The following is a 19,307-nucleotide window of genomic DNA, read 5'->3' as shown; positions in this document are numbered from 1 at the left end:
CAGAACCGCGTTCAGGGGGGAGCCTAGGCATGCACCACGCGTTCCAGATCGCAGACCGCGAGATCAACGTCGCCCTCTCGCGCGCACGCACCGGCTACCGCCTGCACCTCGGCGAGCGCATCGTCCCCGTCGATCTGCGCACCGGCGCCGACGGGCGCGCCTGGCTGACGCTCGGCGATGCGCACATCGAGGTCGTCGTCGCCACGCGCGGCGACGATGTCTTCGTCCACCTCGACGGCGAAGCCCACCATCTGCGTTACCGTCATCCGCTCGACCGCCTCGCCGCTGCCGCGGCCGGGCACGCCGAGGATCAGATCCGTGCGCCGATGCCCGGCAGCATCGTCTCGGTGGCGGTTGCACCCGGCGATGCCGTGACGCAGGGGCAGGTGCTGCTGGTCATGGAGAGCATGAAGATGGAAACCACGATCACCGCGCCGCGCGACGGCGTGATCGCCACCGTCAACTACCAGCCCGGGCAGACCTTCGACCGCGACGCCCTGCTGCTGAGCCTGGAACCGATGGAGACCTGTGCGTGAAGCGCATCGAAAGCAGACTCAACACCGCCTCCGCCGAATTCCGCGCCAACGCCGCACACAACCGGCGCCTGGCGGCCGAACTCAAGGAAAAGCAGCGCGCCGCGCGCCATGAACGCCCGGCGCGCGATCTCGAGCGCCTGAGCGCGCAAAACAAAATGACGGTGCGCGAACGGCTCGAGCTCTTGCTCGATCCGGGCACGCCGTTCCTGGAGCTGTCCACGCTCGCGGCCTGCGAGGCCTATGGCGGCGAGGTGCCGTCGGCGGCCTGCGTCACCGGCATCGGCATCGTCTCCGGCCGCGAGGTGCTGGTGAACGCCGGCGATCCGAGCGTCAAGGGCGGCGCCTGGTACCCGCTCACGGTGAAGAAGACGGTGCGCGCGCTCGACATCGCCATCGAGAACCGCCTGCCGGTGGTGCACCTGTGCGACTCCGCCGGCGGTTTTCTGCCGTTGCAGGCGGAACTGTTCGCCGACAAGTATTACGCGGGGCGCATCTTCCGCAACCAGTGCATCCTCTCCAAGATGGGCGTGCAGCAGGTCGCCGTCGTGCTCGGCCACTGCACCGCGGGCGGCGCCTACGTGCCGGCGCTGTCCGATTACAACGTCATCGTGCGCGGCACCGGCGCGATCTTTCTCGCCGGACCGCCGCTCGTCAAAGCGGCGACGGGCGAGGAGAACACGGTGGATGAACTCGGCGGCTGCGACATGCACACCTCGGTGTCCGGCACCGCCGACTATCCGGCCGGCAGCGAGGAGGAGGCGATCGCGATCGCACGCGACATCGTCGCGCAGTTCAAGCGTCCGCAGAAGACGCCCATCGAATGGCAGGCACCGGAAGACCCCTACTACGACCCCAGCGAGCTCTACGGCATCCTGCCGCAGGACATCAAGCAGCAGTTCGACATGAAAGAGGTGATCGCCCGTCTCGTCGACGGCTCGCGCTTCCACGAATACCAGCCCAACTACGGCAAGACCCTGGTCTGCGGCTATGCGCACCTGTGGGGTTACAAGATCGGCATCCTCGCCAACAACGGCGTGCTGTTCAACGACTCCGCGCTCAAGGGCGCGCATTTCATCGAGCTGTGCAACCAGAACCGCGTGCCGATCCTGTTTCTGCAGAACATCACCGGCTTCATGGTCGGGCGCGAATACGAGCGCCGCGGCATCACCAAGGACGGTGCCAAGATGATCATGGCGGTCGCCTGCTCGGAAGTGCCCAAGTTCACCGTCATGTGTCACGGCAGCTTTGGCGCCGGCAACTACGGCATGTCCGGGCGCGCCTTCGACTCGCGCTTTTTGTTCTCCTGGCCGCAGTCGCAGATCAGCGTGATGGGCGCCGAGCAGGCGGCGAACACGCTCGCCGACGTCAAGATCCGCCAGCTCCAGCGCCAGGGCCGGCAACTCACCCAGGCCGAGATCGACGCGATCCGCGAGCCAGTGCTCGCCGAGTTCCGGCGCAAGCAGAGCGCCTACTGGAGCACCTCCGAGATCTGGGACGATGGCATTCTCGATCCGGTGGATACGCGCAACGCGCTGGGCATCGCGCTGTCGGCGGCGCTGAATACTCCGTTCGCGGATCCCCGCTATGGCATCTTCCGGATGTAAGCTCGCACCATGAAACCCGCATCGCCCGATCCGCGACAACCCCTTCTTGCGGCCGCCGACGCGGCGCCGTCCCTGCGCGCCGTGCGCATCGGCCTGCGCAGCCGCTTCATCGTTTGGCTGATGCGCCGCTTTTTGCGGCCGTGGCTCGGTTGGGTTGTGCGCGGATCCACGGTGCGCATCGCGCGCGTGCAGTTGTGGCTCGCGCGCCAGACCTGCCACGACACCAGTGGCCTGCCGCTCGACTACACCGTCGTCGGCCGCGTGCCCGGCCACGTCTTTGGCCATCTCACCGAGACCCACAAGACCGCCATCCTGTATCTGCATGGCGGCGCGTTCCTGATGCCGGCGGTGCCGCGCGCGCATGTGTGGATGCTCGGCCGCTGGTGCCGCGATCTCGATGCGGTCGGCTTCATGCCGGATTACCGGCTCGCACCCGGGGCGCGCTTCCCGGCTGCACTGGACGACTGCGAACGTGCCTATCGCGCGCTGCTCGATCTGGGCTTCGATCCCCGGCGCATCGTGCTCGCCGGCGAGTCCGCCGGTGGCAATCTGGCGCTGGGCGTGCTGCAGCGTATCCGCAAGGCCGGCCTGCCGATGCCCTGCTGCGCGGTGCCGATCTCGCCGGCGACCGAGCTCGGACGCATCCATGCGCCGCCATCGCGCGCGGTCAAGATGCACGCCGATCCGCTGCTGCCGATCGCAGCGCTTGCCCGGGTCGATGAGCTTTATGCCGGCGACTGGGATGCGTCCGATCCGGAACTCTCACCGCTGTACGCGGACTGCACCGGCTTTCCGCCGCTGTACCTGCTCGCCAGCGACAACGAGGTCTTGCTCGACGACACCGTGCTGCTGGCGCGGCGTGCGCGCGCTGCCGGCGTGCCGGTGAAACTCGACATCTGGCCGGTCTTGCCGCACGCCTTTCCGCTGTTCGAAAGCGTTTTTCCGGAAGTCAGGCAGGCGCGCAAGGACATCGTGGCCTTCATCCGCGAGCATCTGCCGGCGCCATGACGCCGGCCTGGACAGGAGTCGATCATGGGTCGCTACCGGGATGAATACCGCCGTGCACTGACCGATCCCGCCGCCTTCTGGGCCGAGCAGGCCGAACATCTGCGCTGGGAGCGCCGCTGGGATCGGGTGCTCGACGATCGCGCGGCACCCGCCTACCGCTGGTTCAGCGGCGCGCGCTTGAACATCTGCTACAACGCGCTCGACCGCCACGTCGAAGATGGCCGCGCCGAGCAGGCTGCGCTGATCTACGACAGCCCGGTCACGGGCACCATCCAGACCTACACCTACCGCGCCTTGCGCGATGCGGTGGCGCGGTTCGCCGGCGCCCTGCGCGCCCAGGGCGTGCAAACCGGCGACCGCGTCGTCATCTACATGCCGATGGTGCCAGAGGCGGTGATCGCGATGCTCGCCTGTGCGCGCATCGGCGCGATCCACTCGGTGGTGTTCGGCGGCTTCGCGGCGCCGGAGCTGGCCAAGCGCATCGACGATGCCCGCCCGGTGCTGGTCGTCTGCGCGTCGTGCGGCATCGAACCGGGGCGGACGGTTGCGTACAAACCGCTGCTCGATCAGGCGATCGCGCTGGCGTCGCACACACCGGCGCGCTGCATCGTCCTGCAGCGGCCGCAACTCGCCGCCGAGCTCACGCCCGGACGCGATCTCGACTGGAACGAAGTGATGGCGGCCGCCACGCCGGCCGATTGCGTGAGCATGGCGGCCACCGATCCGCTGTACGTGCTTTACACCTCGGGGACTACCGGCAAGCCCAAGGGCGTGGTGCGCGACCACGGCGGGCACGCGGTGGCATTGCACTACTCGATGCGCGCGGTGTACGACGCGCGGCCCGGCGAGACGTTCTGGGCGGCGTCCGACGTCGGCTGGGTGGTCGGCCATTCGTACATCGTCTATGCGCCGCTGCTGCTCGGCGCCACGACGGTGCTCTACGAAGGCAAGCCGGTGGGCACGCCGGATGCCGGCGCGTTCTGGCGGGTGATCGCGCAGCACCGCGTGCGGACGTTTTTCACCGCACCGACCGCGCTGCGCGCGATCAAGAAGGAGGACCCGCAGGGTGAGTGGCTCAAGCGCCACGACATCGGCTGCCTGCGCGCGCTGTTCCTCGCCGGCGAGCGCTCGGACCCGGACACGATCCGCTGGGCCCAGACCATGCTCGCGGTGCCGGTCGTGGATCACTGGTGGCAGACCGAGCTCGGCTGGGCCGCGATCGCCAACTGCCGGGGACTCGAACCGATGCCGGTCAAGCCCGGCTCGGCCACGGTGCCGGTGCCGGGCTTCGACCTGCGCGTGCTCGATGCCGACGGCAAACCCCAGCGGCCCGGGGAAATCGGCAATCTGGTGCTCAAGCTACCCCTGCCGCCGGGCACGCTGCTGACCCTGTGGAACAACGAGCAGGGCTACCGCGACGCGTATCTGTCGCGCTATCCGGGCTACTACCTCACCGGAGACGCCGGTTATGTCGATGAGGATGGCTATGTCTGGATCATGTCGCGCATCGACGACATCATCAACGTCGCGGGTCACCGGCTGTCCACCGGCGCGATGGAGGAAGTGCTCGCCGGCCATCCGGATGTGGCCGAGTGTGCGGTGATCGGCGTCGCCGATGCCCTCAAGGGGCAGTTGCCGGTGGGGCTGGTCGTCCTCAAGGCCGGAGTCAACCGGCCGCACGCCGAGATCGAGCAGGAACTGATCGCGCGTGTGCGCGAACAAATCGGCGCGGTGGCCGCGTTCAAGCGTGCGATCATCGTGCAGCGCCTGCCCAAGACCCGCTCCGGCAAGGTGCTGCGCGCGACGATGCGCGCGATCGCCGACGGCGTGCCGTACACGGTGCCGCCGACGATCGACGATCCGCGCATCCTCGACGAAATCGCCGCCGCGCTGAAACCCTGAGCCGGCTTGTGCCGGCCGGTGAATCTGCGAGTTTCGGCCCTGCGCGTGCGACAATCGGGTGCATGCAACACGAACCACGGCGTGTTTTCATCACCGGCGGCGGCAGCGGGCTTGGCGCCGCGGTCGCGCGCCAGCTCGTCGGCCGCGGCTGGTGCGTCGTGCTCGCCGGCCGGCGGGCCGCACCGCTGCACGCCCTCGCCGCCGAGCTGGGCGCATCGGCGCAGGCGCTGGTGCTCGACGTCACCGATGCCGAGGCGGTCGAGGCGGCGATCCAGGCCTGCGTCCCCGATGCGCTGGTATGCAGCGCGGCGATACTCGGCCGCGGCGCGGTGTGGGATGAGCTGACCCCCGCGCGCTTTGCCGAGGTGATGGCGATCAACGTCGCCGGGACTTTCCACGCCTGTCGCGCGGCGATGCGCCTGTGGCGCGCACGTGGGATCGCCGGCGACATCGTCAACGTCTCCTCGCTCGGCGGCTTGCGCGGCATGCAGCGCTTCCCCGGTTTCGGCGCCTACGCCGCGTCCAAGCATGCGGTCGTCGGACTGACCGAGGCGCTGGCGCTGGAGGGCAAGCCCTACGGCATCCGCGTCAATGCCATCGCGCCGGGCACGATGCGCACGGACATGGTCGCGGCGCTGGGACTGGCGCCCAAGACGCTGCCGGAGGACATCGCCCCGACCGTCGAATTTTTGCTCGACCGCACGCGCGCACAGCCGATCACCGGCACGATCGTGGAGATCCACTGCAATGACGAGTGAGGCGCGCCCGATCGTCTATCTGACACGGCGGGAAACCTTCTGCGCCGGCCACCGGCTGTGGTCGGATGCACTCAGCGCGGACGAAAACCGGCGGCTGTTCGGCCCCTGCGCATACGAGCACGGCCACGGTCACAATTACGTGCTCGAGGTGACGCTGCGCGGGCCGGTCGACCCGAAAACCGGCGTCGTCGTCAACTTGACCGAAGTGCGCGACGCCATCCGCACGCTGGTGCTCGACGACGTCGATCACCGTTTCCTCAACCATGATTCGGTCCTGTGCCGGGGGATCAATCCCAGCGTGGAAAATCTCGCGGTGCTGTTCTGGGACGTGCTGCACGCGCGCTTTGGCGATCTGCTCTACGAGGTGCGGCTGCACGAAACCGAGAAGAACTGGGCGGTGTACCGCGGGGAGCGCAGGTCGTGATCGCCCGGCTGCCACAGGCGGCGGGAGCTCTGCTGCTCGCCCTGTTCGTGCTGATCGGCTGCGGCGACGGCGACGACGTGCACGCCGTACCCCTTTCCGAACCGGCGCTGGAAACCGACACCGCGCAGCTCGACGCGGCGCTGCGCTGCACCCCGCTGACCCATGCCGACAAACCGCCCGTGCTACTCGTGCACGGCAGTTTCACGGCCGGCTACGAGCAGTACGACTGGAGCTGGCTGCCGCTGCTGGCCGAACGCGGCTTCGATGTCTGCACCGTGACCTACCCGGACCGCGGCCTCGGCGACATGCAAGTCTCGGCCGAGTTCGTCGTGCATGCCCTGCGCCGCCTGCGCGCCGAAACCGGCCGCAAGATCGCACTGATCGGGCACAGCCAGGGGGTCGCGGTGTCGCGCTGGGCGGTGAAGTGGTGGCCGTCGGCGCGCGACGCGGTCAGTGACTTCGTGATGCTCGCCGGCCCCAATCATGGCACCACGCAAGCCACCAACGGCGGCCTGCTGCCGCTGCTCAGCGCCGTTGGGCTCGTGCCGGAGGCGATCTACCAGTTCGCGCCGGACTCGCATTTCATCGCAGCGACCAATGCCGGCGACGAAACACCCGGCGAGATCGACTACACGGCCTTGTACACGCAGTTCGACGAGCTGGTGCAGCCGGTTTCCCCGGTGCCGACGTCGGCGGTGGATTACGGGCTCGGCAATCCGCGTGTCGCGAACATCCTGCTGCAAGACGTCTGTCCCGGACGGTTCGTCGATCATGTCACCATCGGGCTCACCGACCGCCTCGCCTTCGAGCTTGCGCTCGACGCCCTGCAACACGAGGGGCCTGCCGACGTCGCGCGCGCCGGCGGCGAGACGCTGTGCGGTCTTGCCCCGATCGTGCCCGATCAAATCGTCTCGCCGCAGGCGGTGCAGGGGCTGCTCGCGGCGCTGCGCGCATCGGCGCAGGGTGGCTTGCCGGATCCGCATTTCGCCGCCGCCGAGCCGCCGCTCAAACCCTATGCCCGGGGTGGCGGATGACAACGGGCTTGACCGGTGACGGCAGTGCTGCGGAGGATGCGCGCACGCAGAACGCGACATGGACCTCGGCGCTCTTGCCGCCGATTCGGTGACGCTACGCCAAACGGCCGATGAGCCGGAATGGGTGGCGCGGTGACACTAGCGGATATCGACAGCAAAGGTGGTGGTGATGACACAAGCCAAGGGCACGGTGCTGATCATCGGCGGAGGACAGGCCGGTGCCGAAACGGCAGTTGAGCTACGCAAACTCGGCCATGACGGCCGCATCCTCATCGTTGGCGAAGAGCCGTTCCTGCCCTACAAGCGGCCGCCGCTGTCCAAGGCTTATCTCGCCGGCGACTGCACTGAAACCCAGCTCTACATGATGCAGGCCGCGAACCTGGAGAAGGCCGGCATCGAATACCACGGCGGGGTTCCGGTGACGCGGATCGACCGCGCTGCCCACACCGTCGAGCGCGCCGACGGCACGCAGTTGCGCTACGACAAGCTCGTGCTCGCCACCGGCGGCCGCGCACGACCACTACCCGTGCCCGGCGCCGACAAACCCAACGTGTTCCTGCTGCGCACGATCGCCGACGTGCAAAAGATCCGCGCGCACTGCCAGCCGGGCAAGCGCGTCGCCATCGTCGGCGGCGGCTTCATCGGACTCGAGGCAGCGGCAGTGCTGGTGAAAAAAGGCCTCGCGGTCACGGTGCTCGAAGGCCTGCCGCGCGTGCTCGCGCGCGTGACCTGTCCGCAGGTGTCCGCGTTCTTCGAACGCGTGCACCGGCAGGCCGGCGTCGATCTGCGCACCGGCGTGCAAGTCGCCGGCTTCGACGGCGACGCCGAAGTCAAGCGCGTCTGCCTGAGCGATGGCAGCACGATCGAGACGGATTTCGTCGTCGTCGGCATCGGGCTGATCCCGAACACCGAGCTCGCCGCATCCGCCGGGCTGGCCGTGGACAACGGCATCGTCGTCGATGAATACACCCGCACCGCCGATCCGGACATCTACGCCGCCGGCGACTGCACCCACCATCCGAGCCGTTTTCTCGGCCGATACGTGCGCCTGGAATCGGTGCAGAATGCGATGGAGCAGGGCCGCGCCGCCGCACGCAACATCATGGGCAGGCAGGAGCCTTACCAGATGGTGCCGTGGTTCTGGTCCGATCAGTACGACCTCAAACTACAGATGGTCGGAATCTCCAGCGGCTACGATCAACTGGTGCTGCGCGGCGATCCGGCGACGCAGCGCCATTTCGCGGTGTTCTATCTCAAGAACGGCCGCATCATCGCCGCCGACACCGTCAGCCGGCCGCAGGAATTCATGTTGGCCAAAAAGCTCGTTGCCGAGAACGCGACGGTCGATCCGGCCCGCCTCGCCGACGAGACGCTGCCGCTGAAAACGCTGGTGGGCTGACCGGCGATGCCCACGCTCAAATTCATCGAAGCCAGCGGCCAGACCCATGTCGTCGAGGCAGTGGTCGGTCAATCGGTGATGGAAGCCGCGACCGGCCATCTGGTGCCCGGCATCGTCGGCGAATGCGGCGGATGCTGCGCTTGCGCGACCTGCCACGTGTATGTGGAAGAACCCTGGTGCGGCCAGCTCGATCCACCGGATGAGATGGAGCGCGGCATGCTCGACGGCACACCCGGCGTCACCGCCCGGAGCCGCCTGTCCTGCCAGATCAAGGTCAGCGCAGCGCTCGATGGCCTTGTACTGCGCATCCCGGCTGCTTCGTGATGCGCTTCTCGCTCCCCGTCCTGCCCATGTTGCGGCACACCCGCGTTGCCGTACCGCGCCGGCTCGCGCCGCTGGTTCGCATCGACCATGCCGCGGAATGCGATCCGCGCGATCTCGATCTCGATCCCAAGGCCATCGGCGCGGTCTGGCGTGCGGTCGAGCGGCTTTATCGCACCGGCCTGCATCCGGCGATCACGCTGGTGCTGCGCCGCCATGGCCGCATCGTACTCAAGCGCGCGATCGGCTGCCTGCGCGGCAACGGCCCTGGCGAACGCGGGCCGCAGGTTCCGCTGTCGCCGGACGCCCCGCTGTGCCTGTTCTCCGCGTCGAAATCGGTTAGCGCCCTGCTGATCCACAAACTCGCCGAACAGCGCCGCCTGCGCCTCGATGACCTCGTCGTCGATTACGTGCCCGAGTTCGGCGCACACGGCAAGCACCGGGTGACGATCCGCCAACTGCTCGCGCACCGGGCCGGTGTGCCCGCGTTGCCCGATGTCGAGCCGACGCCCGAGCTGCTGCGCGACTGGGACCGCGCCGTGCAACTGCTGTGTGCCGCCCGGCCCTTCGACCAGCACTTCGAGCGTCAGGCCTATCATGCCCTCACCGCCGGATACATCGTCGGCGAGATCGTGCGCCGTGTCGGCCGCATCGACCTGCGCGATGCCCTGCGGCAGTGGCTGGCGCAGCCGCTCGGCTGCCGCTACCTGACCTACGGCCTGCCCGAAGCCCAGCGTGACGATGCGCCGCGGCACTGGATGACCGGCCCGCGTCCGATCGGCCCGCTGGCGCGCTATGTGAGAAACGTCATCGGCGTCGAGTTTGCGGCCGCGGTTGCCGCCTCGAACACCGACGCCTTCCTGTCCTCGATCGTACCGGCGGGGAACATCTACGCCAGTGCCGACGACGCCAGCCGCGTATTCCAGATGCTACTCGCCGGCGGCGAATTCGAGGGCAGGCGCGTGCTACACGCCCAGACCGTCGCCGAAGCCGTGCACCCGGTCGGCCGGATCCAGATCGACGGCACACTGCGCGTGCCGATCCGGTTCTCGGCCGGATTCATGCTCGGCGAGGAACCGTTCGGCCTGTTCGGACCGCACTGCGGCCAGGCGTTCGGTCATCTCGGCTTTGTCTCGGTACTGTGCTGGGCCGATCCACAGCGCGACATCGCGGTCGCGCTGCTCAACACCGGCAAATCGGTAGCCCCTTCCGGGCTACTGCGCCTGATCGGCGTACTCACGGCCATTGCCAGAGCCTGCCCGCCGCTGCGCTGAACGTCGGACACCGCGCTTTACCGCTCAGGTGCCGCCCGACGTCGGCGCGCCGTCTGGCTGGGGCCAATAAATGCACGGTAAATGCACGCTCGCTTCAATGACGACGCCGCGTCCGGATCCGCCGAGCGCGCGCCGGCTGCGCTTGCACCGCGCGTTCCAGTTCATCGAGCGCATCGCTGGAATACACCGCCAGCCGCTGCAGGTGCGGGATCGCATCGCGGCAGCCGAGAAAGCCGACCGCCACGCGGTCGCAGTAACCCACCAGCGTGATGTTCAGCGCATACCCATCGAACAGGAACGACACCGGATACATCGCCTCCAGCTCCGCGCCCATCAGATAGAGCGGCTTTTTCGACAGCACGACGTTGGAGACGACGACGTTGAACAGCGGCGGCAGTTTCGGCAGCGCGCCGGTCATCTGGCCGAGGATCAGCGGCGATAAGCCGAGCAGCGCGAACTGCGCGAGCGCATCCGGCGGCATCGCACCCAGCTCCTGCTTGGCGCGCGCGGTGACGCGGTGGATCAGTTGCAGGCGCGCGCGCGGATCCTCGATATGCGTGCCGAGCGGCGCGACGAAACCGACGACGGCATTGCCCGGCGTACCGTCCGGGCGCTGGAGCCCGACCGGCACGGAGGCGAGCAGCGTCTTCTCCGGCAGCGCCTGCTGCTCAAGCAGATAGCGCCGGATGGCGCCGCCGCAGATCGCCATCAGCACGTCGTTGGTGCTCGCCCCCACCGCTTCGGCGATCGCCTTGATCCGCTGCAGGCTCAGGATCTGTGTTCCCAAGCGACGCTGCTGGGTGACCGGCACGTTAAACAGGCTGCGCGGCACCGCGAGCGCCGCGCGCACGCTGCTGTCCTCGCCCTGGCTCATCTGCACCAGTGCCTTGGCGAGATCACCGAGCGAGCGGATTTGCCGGCCGGCGAACGCAATCGGCTTGCGCAGGCGCTCGACCAGACCTGTGTGCGCCCGCGGCGGCTCCGGATCGGCCCGCGTGGCGACGACCCAAGGACCGTCCACGCGCGGATCCTGCGGATCTTCGGACAGCCAGCGCTGCACCATGCGCATCGCGCCAATACCGTCGATCGCGCAGTGATGCGCCTTGAAGTAAAGCGCGAAGCGGTCGCCAGCCAAGCCCTCGATGACGTGGCATTCCCACAGCGGCCGGCTCAAATCGAGCGGGTGCGAGTGCAGCCGCGCGACGAGCTGACCCAGCTCGCGTTCGCCGCCGGGATACGGCAACGCCGAATGGCGCAGGTGGTAGTCCATGTCGAGCTCGGTCTGTTCCCAGGCAGGCGCGAGACGGGACCAGCGCGTGCGTGCAAGCCGGCAGTTGAACGGCTCCGGCATGAAGGGATGCTTGCGCATCCGCGCCAGCAGACGCTGCAGAAAATCCCGCGGCGCACCCTGCGGCAGCCGAAACGTCATCATCGCACCGACGTGCATCGGCGTGCGGGCCGACTCCATCCGCAGGAAAGCGGCATCGAGCGGACTGAGATATCGCATGTTCTCTCCCCCTCTTGAGCAGGACGGCAGCGCCTCTGTTACTGATACGGTGCCTGATTTCTCTGACACAAGCCACTGCGCAGGGCGTACGCCGGGCAAGCAACAACTGACCACACCCCGGCATCCGCCTCAACGCTTTTCTCGGCACCCCCGACTTCAAGAAACGCCCGTATGCCGACCGCGATTACACCGCGTTCACCATGAAGTACACGTTCTGACAATCCGTTTCCATCGCCGCAGCGCATCCGCACCCCTAATCAATTCGGGTGATGCTGTTTGCCGCCCATGCCTCTACGGTGTCGCTGCGGCGATCCAGAACGATTCGGGGGAGTGACGATGGCGCGGCGTTCGGCAGTGATCATGGGCTGCAAATCCGGTGCGAAAGTATTGTGCTTCGGCGCAGCGATGCTGCAGGCGCCGGCCTGGGCCGGTTCCTTCGATTTGTTCGCCGGCATCGAGGGCACCTATAAGCTCACGACGACCTACAGCCTCGCCGTGCGCATGCAAAAACCGCACGGCGCGCTCATCGACGGACCGGTCGATCCGTTTCAATCGGTGGTTTACATCCCGCCGGAATTCGGTCAGACGATCGGCTTCATCCACACCGGCTTGCCGACGACGATCAATCTCGATGACGGTAACCGTGCTTTCGAGCGGTACAGCCCGATCAACAATCGTCTGAGCGCTTTCTACGAAGTCCAGCTACGGCGCGAGAATCTCGGCGCCGTGGTCAGCGGCACGGCTTTCTACGACCGGGTGTTCCACGAAAAGAACGACCGTGATCCGGTCAATCCGGACGATCCGAACGACTACGGTCCAAACACCTTCGAATGCTCGGCGGATCGCGTCAACTGCGACCACAACCGCTTCACCGACGGCGCCCGCTATTACAACGGCAGGCGCTCGCGCCTGCTCGAAGCCTACGTCTACGGCGATTTCATGCTCACCGATGAGATCGCCGTCAACGTCCGCTTCGGCAAGCATCTGGTGGCCTGGGGCGAGAGCCTGTTCTTCCCCGGCATCGTCAGCGCACAGGGACCGAACGACGCCACCAAGGCCTTCGTGCCGGGCGCCGAAATCAAGGAGATCCTGCTGCCGGTACACCAGATCTCGGCGACGATCGCTTTTGGCTACGACCTGTCGGTCATGGGCTATTACCAGCTCGATTACAAACCCACCGAGGTCTTTCCGGTCGGCGACTTCTTCTCGGTGGCCGATGTCGTTGGCCCCGGTGCACAAATGGCCTATGGCTCCGGCAACCCGGCCTATGCCGACAACTGTCCCGGACTGCTCGCCGTTCCCGGAACCGGCATCGACTTGAGCTTTCTGTGCCTGGCCGGTGGCGGCATCGGCGGGTCGCTGATCAACGCACCGCGCACGATCGACGTGCCGCGCCTGGACGACATCCGCCCCGACGACGACGGCCAGTGGGGCGTGGGCGCCAAGTACCAGCTGACGCCGCAGACCAGCGTCGGCGCGTACTACATCCGCTATCACAACCACAACCCGACGGTGAACCTCAACTTCGGCTTCGCGTTCATCGGCGAGCTCGGGGGGCAGCCGATCACGACCGAGATCATCCAGCAGTCGGTGCCGGTCAGTTACAACGTCAAGTACTTCGGCGACATCGAGATGATCGCCGGCAGCTGGTCGACGACGCTGTTCGGCCTCAACCTCGCCGGTGACCTGATCTTCCGCAACGGCGTCGACGTCTCCGCCGCCGCCGAGATCTCGGGTGTGCTCAGCCCGGTGTTCACGCGCGCCGAGACCTACCAGGCCAACGTCTCCTCGCTGTTCGTGGCCAACCCGAAGTTTGCGTTCTACGACGAGATCGCGATCGTTTCCGAAGTGGCGTATCTGTATGTGGACAAGGTCGATCCGATCGAGGCGAAAAACGGCCAGCGTCCGCGTGGCAATGGCACCGCGCTGTTCTATGACCGCAACGCCTGGGCCTATCAGATCCTGATGCTGCCCAAGGGCCGAAATGTCTTTCCAGGCTGGGACATCGGCACGCCGATCGCATTTGCACACGCCGCCAATGGCTACGCCTCTACCGCCGGCACCTTTGGTGCACTGTTCGGCGAGGGCGACAAGCGCGTCGGTCTGTCGATCACTGCGCAGTATTTGCAAAACCTCGAATTCGCGATCGGCTACAACTGGTTCCTCGGCAATCCGCGCCGTCTGGTGCGCGACAGCCCGATCCCGGCCAATCCGGTCACCGACCGCGACTACGCGACGTTCTCGATCAAATACAACCTGTGACGAGCCTGCACGCCCGCAGCGCCGACGGCGCTGCTGCGATCCGACCGAGCATGAGCACGAGCGCCACCTTCGATCCCCTGGAGTTCCGCAAAGCGCTTGGCACGTTCGCGACCGGCGTCACCATCATCACCACGCGCGCAGATGACGGCACGCCGCTCGGACTGACGGTGAACAGCTTCAACTCGGTGTCGCTGGACCCGCCGCTGGTGCTGTGGAGCCTGGCCAACAGCGCACTGTCCTTCGATGCCTTCCGCAAGGCGGGGCATTGGGCGGTGCATGTGCTCGCCGCCGACCAGGAAGAACTGTCCGCGCGCTTTGCGCGCCGCGGCGAAGACAAATTCGGCGGACTCGACCTCGAGCAGGGCATCGGCGGCGTCCCACTGCTCAAGGGCTGTGCCGCCCGCTTCCAGTGCCGCACCGCCTCGCAGTATCAGGGCGGCGACCATCTGATCTTCATCGGCGAGGTGCTCGCGTTCGACCGCGACGAAACGGCGCCACTGGTGTTCCACGGCGGCCGCTATGCGCATGCGACGCGCCGCGATCCGGCCGGCATCAAGCCGCGCAGCGCGTATCTGGCCGGCAGTTTCGGCGAGGACTTCCTCGGCTATCTGCTCGGGCGCAGTCACTTCCGTTTCTTTGCGCAGATCCGCCCCTATCTCGCCGAGGCCGGGCTCAGCGACGAGGAGTTCTACGTGCTCGCTTCGCTCACGCTCAAGCCGCAGATGAGCGCCGAGGATCTGGCCATCGGCATGCAAGGCGTGCTCGACGAACAAAGCCAGGCCGCCGTGCAGGCGCTCGTCGACCGCGGCCTTGCCCGCATCGTCACGCCGGCGCCTTCGACTGCGGGCACCGCCTACGAGCTCAGCGACGATGGACGCAACCTCGCACTGCGCCTGATCGCGCAGGCCAAATCGGTGGAATCACAGGTGCTCGAGCGCCTCGGCCACGCCGACGCCGTCGTCATCAAATCCCTGCTCAATCGACTGCTCGCCGTGATCGATCCTCAAGCCGCGGTGCTGTGGGGAGAGCCACCACGATAGCGCGACTGTCGCGATAACACTTGCGCCTAGGCATCAGGGCATGTAGTGCCCGCCATTGACGTCCAGGGATGCCCCGGTGACGACGCTGGCGTAGTCCGAGACCATGAACAGCGCGGCGCGCGCACATTCCTCGTCCGGCGGGATGCGGCCGAGCGGGATTTGCGCGGCAACCTGGGCGATGAGGGTTTCGACGGGCACGTTGTGCTGCCGAGCCTGCCATTCCATGTAGCTTTGCACGGGGACGCCCCACATCCAGCCCATGTGTACGGTGTTGACGCGGATGCCGTCGGGCCCCAGTTCCTTGGCCAGCCATTTGACGGCATTGGCGAGCGCGGCCTTGGAAACCGCATAGCCGGCCTCACCCAGCGGCGGCACTTGGCGCACGGCCATGGTGTTGATCATGACGATCGCCCCCTGTCTCTGCTGTTTCATCTGCGGGATCACGGCCTGGGTCAGCTTGAGCGTGCCGATCAGATTGGTCGCGATCGGACCGCTCATCCACGCATCGAGATCCGCGGTGGAAACGTAGTCCATGTCGCCATGGAAGAACGCGCTGTTGACCAGCGCGTCGATGCGGCCAAAGGTTTTGACCGTCGCCTCCACCAGCGCCGCACAGGAACGGCGGTCGGTGATGTCGCAGACCTGCTTGAGTACCCGGGTCTTCACGCCGAGCGCCTCGATGCGCCGTTGCGCGTCGTCGAGCTTTTCCGCCGTCCGCGCGGCGCAGACGACACCCGCGGCACCCTCGCGCGCGGCCTCGATGGCGAGCTTGACGCCGAGACCAGGGCCGATGCCCGAGACGATCACGATCTTGTCCTTAAGCAGCATGAGCTTCTCCTGAAGAATGGTTCAGACTGGACGGCCGGCGCAGGCGTGGGTCTGCGGCATGGCGTGTGTCGGCGCGCCGGTGCCTCTCGCATGGGTCATGAGAGGTAGCGCGCGCGGTATTCGGCGAAATCCTGCTTCAGCCGTTCCGGATCGAGGCCGAAGGTGGCGCTGTCATAGACATGTTCCGCGCGATTGCTGCGGCGGTTGTCCGCAAGCCAGCGCTGCATCGCGGCTTCGGCCTCCGGCCCGAGCTGATAACCGGCCCAGGCGTAGATCGCACGCACCACCGCCAGCGGCTGGCTGACCGTGTCTTCGAAGCGCACGTCGAAGAATGCCTGCGGCTGGGCGTCGCGCACGCGCATGGTGTGGCGAAAGGCACGCGCCATCAGCGTGCTCCACTCGCGCCCGGCAGCGGTGGGATCGACATCATTGCTGTAGATGCGCCAGAGCGTGTCGAGAAAGCTGGCGATCGACGGGATGGTCTCGACCGGATCGCGATGCGTCTGGATCACGCACGCACCAGGGAACAGCTCGAGCAGAATGTACATGCGCAGCAAATGGTGCGGCGACTTGAGCACCCAGCGCTGCGCCGTGATGCCGCGTGCGCGCTTTTGCCATTGCAGAAACTTGAGCATGCGCCGCAGGTAGGCATAGGCCGGGCGTTCATCGGCCTTCGCCAGCCAGTCCATGTAACTGGGGATGCAGGCGTAAGTGTTCAGCGCCGCGATGAAGCTGTGCTCCATCAGCATCACTTCTTCGTCGGCCTGGTCGGCGTCCATCGGATGGATGGTCAGCAGCTTGGGCATGGCCTCGACCATGACCTTGACCTCGGCGCGCGCCTGTTCGATCCGCCGGATGGGGTGACGCAGGTCCTCGTCCGGGAACGGAACCGGATAGCGCGATTCCCACCACGGCATCGAGTAGAACTGCGCATCCTGGGCAAGCAAACGCTGCAGCAGGGTCGTGCCGGTGCGCGGCAACCCGACGATGACCAGCGGCGCTTCGATGGTTTCATGCTCGATCTCGGGATGGCGTCGGTACCAATCCTCGACGCCGAGCCGGTTGCACAGCAGCTCGATGATCTTCTGGTGCAGCAGGGTGCGCCCGAAGTCCGACAGCTTCGCTTCGGTCTCGAGGGCGCGGCAGAACACGGCGAGACCTTCGCGAAAACTCGGCTCGCCGAAGTCGGAAAGGCCGGTTTTCGCTGCGGCCTCCTGCAGCAGGGCTTCGGGTTCGAAACGGATTGCCGGGGCGTTCATCGGCGAGCCTCCCGGATGAAGTCGTCGAGACGGACGAGCCGCGTCGTCGGATGGACGTGTTCTTTTGCGGCGACCCAGCGCATGCACATCGTGCCGCGCGTGTGTCCGGCGGTTTCGAGCCAGTTCGGATGGCCGGGGTCACGGTGGGCGAGGACGAGCGTGATGCCGCCGTCGGCGTCACGGTTCACCGTATGCTGGTTGAAGTGCACGCGGTGATAGCGGTAGTCCAGCGATTCCATCCACCAGTTGTTGATCTGCAGATTCCAGAACCGGCATTCGGGCATGCGCGCGATATGGATCACCAGTGCCTCATCCGGCGCCAGTTGCCAGGCAGAGTGGTAGTAGAAGATGTTGGGATCGCCGCCGGCGCGCTGGCACACCGCCTGGTCGGCGGGCGGCAGCTGGTTGACGTGCGCGAGATAGCCTTGCGCCCAGTCCGCGAACAAAGCCGCGGTGTTCTGGACGAAACCTGCGGCGCGTAACAGCCCCTGGGCGATGCGTGCGGCATCGAGCGGAGCCGGCCGCTGATCGGTGTCGCACCGGCGGATCGTCAGCCGCGCCGGTTGTTCGCTGCGCCGGTCGAGAAAAGTCTGGCGCACGAGCACGGCATTGCTCGCCGGTTCGATGCGTAACCAGTTCGCGCACTGCGCCGGCCGTTCGGCAGAAACGACGATCTCGAAGCGGCCGTCGGCATCGGTCACCAGCGCGTGATGATCGAGAAATCCGGTCTGCTCCAGTTTGCCGTCGCGTTCGTAACCGCCCTTCTGCGTGCCGAAAGACAGATAGTGCACCGTACCGCGGGTGCCTTCGATGACATAGGCGTGCGCGCCATTGATGCGCGCCATCAGATAGAGATTGTCCGGATTGTCGGCACCGATCTTGCCGGTCTCGTGCGAGGGCATGAAGAACGACGGAAAATCCGCGTCGGCAAATTCCAGGTGCCACTCCAGCGCAATGCGGATCAGGCGCGAGAGATAGCGCCAGCCCTCGGCGCGGTCGAGTTCGGTCGCCGGTGCCTCGGGTCGCAGAATCGTGCGGCCGGCCTGCTTGAGGCCCTCGCAGAACTGATCCCACAGCTCGCCGCTGAAGACCGCCTCGCGTGCGTCCATCGTCTCCTCGCCGGTCAATCGTGCTCTGGCGGACGAACTTATGCCGCGTGATGAGAACCGGCTTCGTCCGTTCGGGCGGGGCGCCCGGCGTGCGCCGCTTCAGACCCAGCGCTTGACCACCGTGCGCAGCGTGCGGATGCGATCCATCAATTTGGCCTGGGGCGATTCGGCTGCTGCGGGCTGAGCCTTGGGCGCAGCCACTTCGTAACGCTGATGCAGCTCCGGGCTTTGCGCCAGACGATGGTGCTGGCGCAGCGCCGAGCTGACGGTGATCTTGCACTGGCTGTCGTGAATCGGCTTGGTGATGAAGCGGTAGATCTGCCCCTGGTTGATCAGCTCGATCGCGGTGCCGGCGTCGGCACGCTCGGTCAGAATCACCGAGACCAGTTCGGGATGATGCTGCTTGAGCGTGCTGATCAGGCCGAGCACCGGGCTATCGGCGACGCGCGTGTCGGAAATGATGACGCCGATGCGCTCTTTTTCCAGCAGGTTCACGGCCTCTTCCATCGACCGCGCAGCGACGACGCGGAAATCCGCGCCCAGGATCGTCTGGATGCGGGCCGGCACTTGCGGATCGTCGTCGAGCACGAGCACACCCGGCGGTGGACCGATCGGCGCACTGCCGTCGCCGGCCTGTGCAGCGGCGGCGCTGGCGCGCGCCGCCGCGACCGCGCGCGCCACCGTCGCCGTCAGATCGTCGTTGGACCAAGGCTTGTTGATGAAGCGGAAAATCTCGCCTTCGTTGATCGAGCCGATGATCGCATTGAGATCCGAATACCCGGTGAGCAGGATGCGCATCGCGGCCGGATTGAGTTCACGCGCGGCGCGCAGCATCTCGATCCCGGTCATGCCGGGCATGCGCTGGTCGCTGACGATGACGTCCACCGCCTGGGTCTTGAGCAACTCGAGGGCGGCCTGGCCGCTGTCGGCCGTAAGCACGTCGTATTGATTGCGGAACAGCATGCGCATCGTCGTCAGCACGCGGGGCTCGTCATCGACGAACAGGACGCGCGCCTTGGGGGGGTGTTGGCTCATCGCTGCG

The 19,307-nt window shown here is 66.7% G+C and carries 17 protein-coding genes; 12 read left to right on the top strand and 5 right to left on the bottom strand.

Annotated features, from left to right (window positions below):
* The first annotated feature begins 29 nt into the window (after positions 1–29).
* The 10 genes from BMZ48_RS01490 (at position 30) to BMZ48_RS01445 (ending at position 10,260) form a co-directional block, all read left to right on the top strand.
* On the top strand, positions 30–536 hold the full coding sequence (locus BMZ48_RS01490; RefSeq protein WP_091530558.1) for an acyl-CoA carboxylase biotin carboxyl carrier protein subunit: 507 nt from the start codon (positions 30–32) through the stop codon (positions 534–536).
* A complete protein-coding gene (locus BMZ48_RS01485) occupies positions 533–2,140 on the top strand; it encodes an acyl-CoA carboxylase subunit beta (protein ID WP_091530556.1) in 1,608 nt (535 codons plus the stop codon). The genes BMZ48_RS01490 and BMZ48_RS01485 overlap by 4 nt, the downstream gene beginning before the upstream one ends.
* 9 nt (positions 2,141–2,149) lie before the next feature.
* The gene (locus tag BMZ48_RS01480) at positions 2,150–3,148 is read left to right on the top strand and encodes an alpha/beta hydrolase (RefSeq protein ID WP_091530549.1); all 999 of its coding nucleotides are present in this window, start codon (positions 2,150–2,152) and stop codon (positions 3,146–3,148) included.
* Positions 3,149–3,172: 24 nt separating this feature from the next.
* Positions 3,173–5,050: a propionyl-CoA synthetase gene (locus BMZ48_RS01475; RefSeq protein WP_091530545.1), complete on the top strand. Its 1,878-nt coding sequence runs from the start codon at positions 3,173–3,175 to the stop codon at positions 5,048–5,050.
* Positions 5,051–5,112: 62 nt separating this feature from the next.
* Positions 5,113–5,808 carry an SDR family NAD(P)-dependent oxidoreductase gene (locus BMZ48_RS01470; protein WP_091530541.1) on the top strand — a complete coding sequence of 232 codons (696 nt, stop codon included), beginning with the start codon at positions 5,113–5,115 and terminating at the stop codon, positions 5,806–5,808.
* Entirely contained in the window at positions 5,798–6,232 is a 435-nt protein-coding gene (locus BMZ48_RS01465; protein WP_091530537.1) for a 6-carboxytetrahydropterin synthase, read from the top strand. The genes BMZ48_RS01470 and BMZ48_RS01465 overlap by 11 nt, the downstream gene beginning before the upstream one ends.
* Positions 6,229–7,266, top strand: a complete 1,038-nt coding sequence (locus BMZ48_RS01460; RefSeq protein ID WP_200769470.1) for an esterase/lipase family protein — start codon at positions 6,229–6,231, stop codon at positions 7,264–7,266. The genes BMZ48_RS01465 and BMZ48_RS01460 overlap by 4 nt, the downstream gene beginning before the upstream one ends.
* Before the next feature lie 169 nt (positions 7,267–7,435).
* Entirely contained in the window at positions 7,436–8,665 is a 1,230-nt protein-coding gene (locus tag BMZ48_RS01455; RefSeq protein WP_091530534.1) for an NAD(P)/FAD-dependent oxidoreductase, read from the top strand.
* A gap of 6 nt (positions 8,666–8,671) precedes the next feature.
* Entirely contained in the window at positions 8,672–8,989 is a 318-nt protein-coding gene (locus BMZ48_RS01450; RefSeq protein ID WP_091530531.1) for a 2Fe-2S iron-sulfur cluster-binding protein, read from the top strand.
* The gene (locus tag BMZ48_RS01445; protein ID WP_091530528.1) at positions 8,989–10,260 is read left to right on the top strand and encodes a serine hydrolase domain-containing protein; all 1,272 of its coding nucleotides are present in this window, start codon (positions 8,989–8,991) and stop codon (positions 10,258–10,260) included. The genes BMZ48_RS01450 and BMZ48_RS01445 overlap by 1 nt, the downstream gene beginning before the upstream one ends.
* 94 nt (positions 10,261–10,354) lie before the next feature.
* Here BMZ48_RS01445 and BMZ48_RS01440 read toward each other — a convergent pair whose 3' ends face one another.
* Complete coding sequence (locus tag BMZ48_RS01440) at positions 10,355–11,767, bottom strand: WS/DGAT/MGAT family O-acyltransferase (protein WP_091530526.1); 1,413 nt, start codon at positions 11,765–11,767, stop codon at positions 10,355–10,357.
* Positions 11,768–12,103: 336 nt separating this feature from the next.
* Here BMZ48_RS01440 and BMZ48_RS01435 point away from each other — a divergent pair, with 336 nt between their 5' ends.
* Both BMZ48_RS01435 and BMZ48_RS01430 read left to right on the top strand, forming a co-directional pair.
* Positions 12,104–14,029 (top strand): DUF1302 domain-containing protein, encoded by a 1,926-nt coding sequence (locus BMZ48_RS01435; RefSeq protein ID WP_159431036.1) that lies wholly within the window; start codon positions 12,104–12,106, stop codon positions 14,027–14,029.
* A 50-nt stretch (positions 14,030–14,079) separates the two neighbouring features.
* A complete protein-coding gene (locus BMZ48_RS01430; protein WP_091530757.1) occupies positions 14,080–15,069 on the top strand; it encodes a flavin reductase in 990 nt (329 codons plus the stop codon).
* Positions 15,070–15,102: 33 nt separating this feature from the next.
* Here the strand turns inward: BMZ48_RS01430 and BMZ48_RS01425 are convergent, their stop codons facing one another.
* The 4 genes from BMZ48_RS01425 to BMZ48_RS01410 all read right to left on the bottom strand — a co-directional run bounded on the left by BMZ48_RS01425 (position 15,103) and on the right by BMZ48_RS01410 (position 19,300).
* Positions 15,103–15,897: an SDR family oxidoreductase gene (locus BMZ48_RS01425; protein WP_091530520.1), complete on the bottom strand. Its 795-nt coding sequence runs from the start codon at positions 15,895–15,897 to the stop codon at positions 15,103–15,105.
* A gap of 95 nt (positions 15,898–15,992) precedes the next feature.
* On the bottom strand, positions 15,993–17,156 hold the full coding sequence (locus BMZ48_RS01420) for a sulfotransferase family protein (protein WP_091530518.1): 1,164 nt from the start codon (positions 17,154–17,156) through the stop codon (positions 15,993–15,995).
* Positions 17,153–18,265, bottom strand: coding sequence for a DUF1214 domain-containing protein (locus BMZ48_RS01415; RefSeq protein WP_091530753.1), 1,113 nt, complete (start codon positions 18,263–18,265; stop codon positions 17,153–17,155). The genes BMZ48_RS01420 and BMZ48_RS01415 overlap by 4 nt, the downstream gene beginning before the upstream one ends.
* A 99-nt stretch (positions 18,266–18,364) precedes the next feature.
* Positions 18,365–19,300, bottom strand: a complete 936-nt coding sequence (locus BMZ48_RS01410; protein WP_091530515.1) for a response regulator — start codon at positions 19,298–19,300, stop codon at positions 18,365–18,367.
* Positions 19,301–19,307: the final 7 nt, after the last annotated feature.

The organism is Fontimonas thermophila, assembly GCF_900113085.1.
GTDB lineage: Bacteria > Pseudomonadota > Gammaproteobacteria > Nevskiales > Nevskiaceae > Solimonas > Solimonas thermophila.
Note: the sequence above shows the minus strand (reverse complement) of the source record. Positions and strands in the feature narration are given on the sequence as shown.

Bases quoted from the DNA above. Each gene is read 5' to 3' on its own strand.
- BMZ48_RS01490 (WP_091530558.1), top strand. From the start codon at position 30: ATGCACCACGCGTTCCAGATCGCAGACCGCGAGATCAACGTCGCCCTC.
- BMZ48_RS01480 (WP_091530549.1), top strand. From the start codon at position 2,150: ATGAAACCCGCATCGCCCGATCCGCGACAACCCCTTCTTGCGGCCGCC.
- BMZ48_RS01475 (WP_091530545.1), top strand. From the start codon at position 3,173: ATGGGTCGCTACCGGGATGAATACCGCCGTGCACTGACCGATCCCGCC.
- BMZ48_RS01470 (WP_091530541.1), top strand. From the start codon at position 5,113: ATGCAACACGAACCACGGCGTGTTTTCATCACCGGCGGCGGCAGCGGG.
- BMZ48_RS01465 (WP_091530537.1), top strand. From the start codon at position 5,798: ATGACGAGTGAGGCGCGCCCGATCGTCTATCTGACACGGCGGGAAACC.
- BMZ48_RS01455 (WP_091530534.1), top strand. From the start codon at position 7,436: ATGACACAAGCCAAGGGCACGGTGCTGATCATCGGCGGAGGACAGGCC.
- BMZ48_RS01450 (WP_091530531.1), top strand. From the start codon at position 8,672: ATGCCCACGCTCAAATTCATCGAAGCCAGCGGCCAGACCCATGTCGTC.
- BMZ48_RS01445 (WP_091530528.1), top strand. From the start codon at position 8,989: ATGCGCTTCTCGCTCCCCGTCCTGCCCATGTTGCGGCACACCCGCGTT.
- BMZ48_RS01440 (WP_091530526.1), bottom strand. From the start codon at position 11,767: ATGCGATATCTCAGTCCGCTCGATGCCGCTTTCCTGCGGATGGAGTCG.
- BMZ48_RS01435 (WP_159431036.1), top strand. From the start codon at position 12,104: ATGGCGCGGCGTTCGGCAGTGATCATGGGCTGCAAATCCGGTGCGAAA.
- BMZ48_RS01430 (WP_091530757.1), top strand. From the start codon at position 14,080: ATGAGCACGAGCGCCACCTTCGATCCCCTGGAGTTCCGCAAAGCGCTT.
- BMZ48_RS01425 (WP_091530520.1), bottom strand. From the start codon at position 15,897: ATGCTGCTTAAGGACAAGATCGTGATCGTCTCGGGCATCGGCCCTGGT.
- BMZ48_RS01420 (WP_091530518.1), bottom strand. From the start codon at position 17,156: ATGAACGCCCCGGCAATCCGTTTCGAACCCGAAGCCCTGCTGCAGGAG.
- BMZ48_RS01415 (WP_091530753.1), bottom strand. From the start codon at position 18,265: ATGGACGCACGCGAGGCGGTCTTCAGCGGCGAGCTGTGGGATCAGTTC.
- BMZ48_RS01410 (WP_091530515.1), bottom strand. From the start codon at position 19,300: ATGAGCCAACACCCCCCCAAGGCGCGCGTCCTGTTCGTCGATGACGAG.